A 4,133-nucleotide genomic window follows, 5' to 3' on the forward strand; every position below is an offset into this window, starting at 1 on the left:
GGGGCACGTGTCCTCTCCTGGTGCTCGGGGCACGGGAAGGGGAAGGTTGCTCCCGGCGGCGTCGCCCGAATGCCGGACAGCTTACCCGACCTTCAAGCAAGCTGCCGACACCGCCAAAGGTACAGGGAAGGGGCCCATGCGAAGCATGGGAAGGGTGAGGGGATGAGGTGGTTCAGTAATGGAGAGGGCGTAACCCCTCACCCTCCCGCCGCTTTACGCGGCGGGCCCCTCCCTCTCCCGCTGGGAGAGGGTTAGTATTTACTGGCGGCAGGCTGTCGACTTCAAGGGGCGGCAGTTTCGTTTTGCGGGCGGACCGGCCGGCCGCTACTCCGCCACCCGCTCGATCTCGACGCCGGCGCTGGCGGCGTCGGGGAACACGTCGAGCTTCTCGACCCGCACGCGGACGGTCCGCACGCGCCGGTCGACCAGGCAGCGGTCGGCGATGTGCTCGGCCAGGGTCTCGACCAGGTTGACGTGGCCCGACGCGACGATCTCGCGCACGCCCGTCACCACCGTCTCGTAGGAGACGACGTCCGCCAGCGCGTCCGTGCCGCGCACCGGCAGGTCGGCGCCGAGGTCGATGTTGATGCGGATGCGCTGGGTGCGCCCGTGCTCATGGGCGTAGACCCCGATCCGCGCGTCGAGGACGAGGTCGCGCACGAAGACCCGAACGAGCGACCGGTCGGAGCGGCGCGTCCGCGGCGCGGTGACTTGTGCGAAGAGCTTGTTCATGCTGGGGTGTTAGCACTCCCGCGGCGACAAGCCAAGCGCACTCAGTGCGCCGGCGTGCCCATCTCGCGCAGCAGCTTCTGGCGCAGCAGGTCGATCGGCCGGATGTCGTCCTGGGTCTCGAAATGCCAGAAGGTCCAGCCGTTGCAGGCCGGCAGCCCCTGGACCGCGGCGCCGACCTGGTGGATCGAGCCGGCGTGGTCACCGAGATGGTTGGTCGCGATCAGCGTGCCGTCCGCCCGCACGCGCGCGGTGTGCCGGCGGCGCAGGTCAGTCAGCACCGTGCCGGGGTCCAGCAGCCCGCGCTCCACCAGCCATCCGAACGGCACGCGCGGCGCCTGGCGGCGCGTCGGCGCGTAGAGCAGCTCCTTGTCCGGCGCCTCCTGCACGGCGGCGATGCGGCGGCTGGCGATCTCGGCATAGGCGTGCTCGCGCTCCAGCCCGATCCAGCGCCGCCCCAGCCGCTTGGCGACCGCGCCGGTCGTGCCCGTGCCGAAGAAGGGGTCGAGGATCAGGTCGCCGGGGCCGGTCGAGGCCATGACGACCCGGTAGAGCAGGGCCTCCGGCTTCTGGGTCGGGTGCGCCTTGTTGCCGTCGGCGTCCTTCAGCCGCTCCGAGCCCGTGCACAGCGGGAACAGCCAGTCGCTGCGCATCTGCAGGTCGTCGTTCAGGTTCTTCATCGCCTCGTAGGCGAAGTGGTACTTGGCGTCCTTGGACTTGGCGGCCCAGATCAGCGTCTCGTGCGCGTTGGTGAAGCGCCGGCCGCGGAAATTCGGCATCGGGTTGATCTTGCGCCAGATCACGTCGTTCAGGATCCAGTAGCCGAGGTCCTGGAGGATCGCGCCGACCCGGAAGATGTTGTGGTAGCTGCCGATCACCCACAAGGTGCCGTCGTCCTTCAGCGCGTTCCGGCAGCCCGCGAGCCAGTCGCGCGTGAAGCGGTCGTACTCCGCGAAGTCCGCGAACTTGTCCCAGTCGTCCTCGACGCCGTCGACGCGCGACATGTTCGGGCGCAGCAGCCCGCTGCCGAGCTGGAGGTTGTAGGGCGGGTCGGCGAACACCATGTCGACCGAGCCCGAAGGCAGGGCGGAGAGGAGTTCCTTGCAGTCGCCGACCAGGATGCGGTTCGGCTCGATCGTCTGGACGGTGCGGCTCATGGCCGGAGAATGAGTCGGGCGCGACTCGCCGTCAATCCGAAAATTGCGCGCCGGGAGTAGCCGAAGAGTCTGGCGAGTCAGACGCTTAGCGCGAGGAGCTGCGACACCGGCGCAAAACTCCTCCGATGGTGTGGCGTCGGGCCGAGCCGGGCCAGCGCCGCCCGGTGCTCCGGAGTGGGGTACCCGGCGTTGCGTTCCCAGCCATAGCCGGGATGGCGGATCGCCAGCTCCGCCATGATACGGTCGCGTTCGACCTTGGCGACGATCGAGGCGGCGGCGATCGACAGGCAGCGCGCGTCGCCGCCGACGACGGCACGGGCCGGACAGGCGAGGCGGGGCGCATGGCGGCCGTCGACCAGCGCCAGGTCCGCCGCCACGCCCAGCGCCTCGACCGCCCGGCCCATCGCGAGCAGGCTGGCCTGGAGGATGTTGATCCGGTCGATCTCCTCGACCGAGGCGACGCCGAGCGCGATCCAGCCATGCTCCAGCAGCAGCGGCGCCAGCTCCTCGCGCAGGCTGCGGGGAATGGCCTTGCTGTCGTCGATCGCGTCCAGGACGCCGGGCGGCAGCCCGCGGTCGGGCAGGATCGCCGCCGCCGCGACCACGGGCCCGGCCAGCGGGCCGCGGCCGACCTCGTCGACGCCGCATACCAGCCGGCCGCCGGCATGGCCCGCTTCGAGCTCGAGGGAGAAGTCCGGGGGTCCGTTCCTGTCCATGGGGAGGCGCTACTCCCGGCGGCATGCCCGCGTCAAGCGATCTGCCGATACAGGTGTTCTGTCATCGATCTTCGGGATAATACGTCCGGGCGCGGCTGACGGAGGGGGATCGGGGATGGCGGAGGTCGAAGGCGTCGGCGGAGGTGTCGGCGCGGAGCCGGCCGGGGGCTCGGCGGCGCAGGGGCACGGCGTCCCCCTGGGCGAGGCGGTCCGCACCTGGGCCCGGATCGCGGCGCTCAGCTTCGGCGGGCCGGCGGGGCAGATCGCGGTGATGCACCGCATCCTGGTCGAGGAGAAGCGCTGGATCGGCGAGGACCGGTTCCTGCACGCGCTCAACTACTGCATGCTCCTGCCGGGGCCGGAGGCCCAGCAGCTCGCCGTCTATGTCGGCTGGCTGATGCACCGCACGGCCGGCGGGCTGATCGCCGGCATCCTGTTCGTGCTGCCCGGCGTCCTCTCCATCATGGCGTTGAGCTGGGTCTACGCCCTGTTCGGCAATGTCGGGCTGGTGCAGGCGTTCTTCTTCGGGCTCAAGGCGGCCGTGCTCGCCGTCGTGCTCGACGCCGTCGTCCGGATCGGCGGGAGGGCCCTGCGGAACCGGGTGATGGTCGGCCTCGCGGCGGCGGCCTTCCTGGCGATCTTCGCCTTCGACGTGCCGTTCCCGGTCATCATCCTGACGGCCGGGCTGGTCGGCCTGGCCGGCGGGCGCATGGGCGTGGCGGCGTTCCAGGGCGGCGGCCACGGGCCGGGCGGCCGCAACGTGCTCGCCGACGCCGACAGCCTGCTGGGCGGCGGGACGCCGGCGCATGCCCGGCCGTCCCTGGGCTGGTCGGTGCGGGTCGGCGGCGTGCTCCTGGCGCTGTGGCTGGCGCCGACGCTGGCGCTGGTCCTGCTGCTCGGGGCGGGCGACACCTTCGCGCAGATCGCGGTCTTCTTCTCGAAGATGGCGGTGGTGACCTTCGGCGGCGCCTATGCGGTGCTGGCCTATGTGGCCCAGCAGGCGGTCGACACCTATGGCTGGCTCCGGCCCGGGGAGATGCTGGACGGGCTCGGCATGGCCGAGACGACGCCGGGACCGCTGATCATGGTCGTGCAGTTCGTGGGCTTCATGGGGGCGATGCGCGATCCCGGCACGCTGCCGCCGTTGCTGGCCGGGACGCTCGGCGGGCTGCTGACCACCTGGGTCACCTTCGTGCCCTGCTTCCTGTGGATCTTCCTCGGCGCGCCCTTCGCCGAGTCCATCCGCGGCAACCGCGCCCTGTCGGCCGCCCTGTCGACGATCACGGCCGCCGTCGTGGGCGTGATCCTGAACCTGGCGATCTGGTTCGCGCTGCACGTCCTCTTCCGCGAGGTCGACGAGGTCCGGTTCGGTCCCCTGGCGCTCGACGTCCCCGTCCCCGCCACGGTCGACCCGGCCGCCCTCGTCCTGACCGCGGCGGCGCTGCTGGCCGTCTTCCGCTTCAAGATGGGCATGATCGCGCTGCTCGCCGCCTGCTCGGCCGCGGGCGTGCTGTATCATCTCGCGACCGGG

The 4,133-nt window shown here is 71.2% G+C and carries 4 protein-coding genes; 1 reads left to right on the plus strand and 3 read right to left on the minus strand.

What is annotated here, in order from left to right; all coding sequences use genetic code 11:
* Window positions 1-324 precede the first annotated feature (324 nt).
* The 3 genes from folB to VGO20_RS25815 all read right to left on the minus strand — a co-directional run bounded on the left by folB (window position 325) and on the right by VGO20_RS25815 (window position 2,602).
* Window positions 325-732: a dihydroneopterin aldolase gene (folB, locus tag VGO20_RS25805; RefSeq protein ID WP_327505280.1), complete on the minus strand. Its 408-nt coding sequence runs from the start codon at window positions 730-732 to the stop codon at window positions 325-327.
* A 41-nt stretch (window positions 733-773) separates the two neighbouring features.
* Window positions 774-1,886 carry a site-specific DNA-methyltransferase gene (locus tag VGO20_RS25810; protein WP_327505281.1) on the minus strand — a complete coding sequence of 371 codons (1,113 nt, stop codon included), beginning with the start codon at window positions 1,884-1,886 and terminating at the stop codon, window positions 774-776.
* A gap of 77 nt (window positions 1,887-1,963) precedes the next feature.
* Window positions 1,964-2,602 carry a ribonuclease HII gene (locus VGO20_RS25815; protein ID WP_327505282.1) on the minus strand — a complete coding sequence of 213 codons (639 nt, stop codon included), beginning with the start codon at window positions 2,600-2,602 and terminating at the stop codon, window positions 1,964-1,966.
* Between the two features lie 115 nt (window positions 2,603-2,717).
* Here VGO20_RS25815 and chrA point away from each other — a divergent pair.
* The coding region (gene chrA / locus VGO20_RS25820) for a chromate efflux transporter (protein WP_327505283.1) at window positions 2,718-4,133 on the plus strand (1,416 nt) is incomplete at its 3' end.

This window comes from Arenibaculum sp. (assembly GCF_035998295.1).
Taxonomy (GTDB): domain Bacteria; phylum Pseudomonadota; class Alphaproteobacteria; order Azospirillales; family Azospirillaceae; genus DASYHS01.

Bases quoted from the DNA above. Each gene is read 5' to 3' on its own strand.
- folB (WP_327505280.1), bottom strand. From the start codon at position 732: ATGAACAAGCTCTTCGCACAAGTCACCGCGCCGCGGACGCGCCGCTCC.
- VGO20_RS25810 (WP_327505281.1), bottom strand. From the start codon at position 1,886: ATGAGCCGCACCGTCCAGACGATCGAGCCGAACCGCATCCTGGTCGGC.
- VGO20_RS25815 (WP_327505282.1), bottom strand. From the start codon at position 2,602: ATGGACAGGAACGGACCCCCGGACTTCTCCCTCGAGCTCGAAGCGGGC.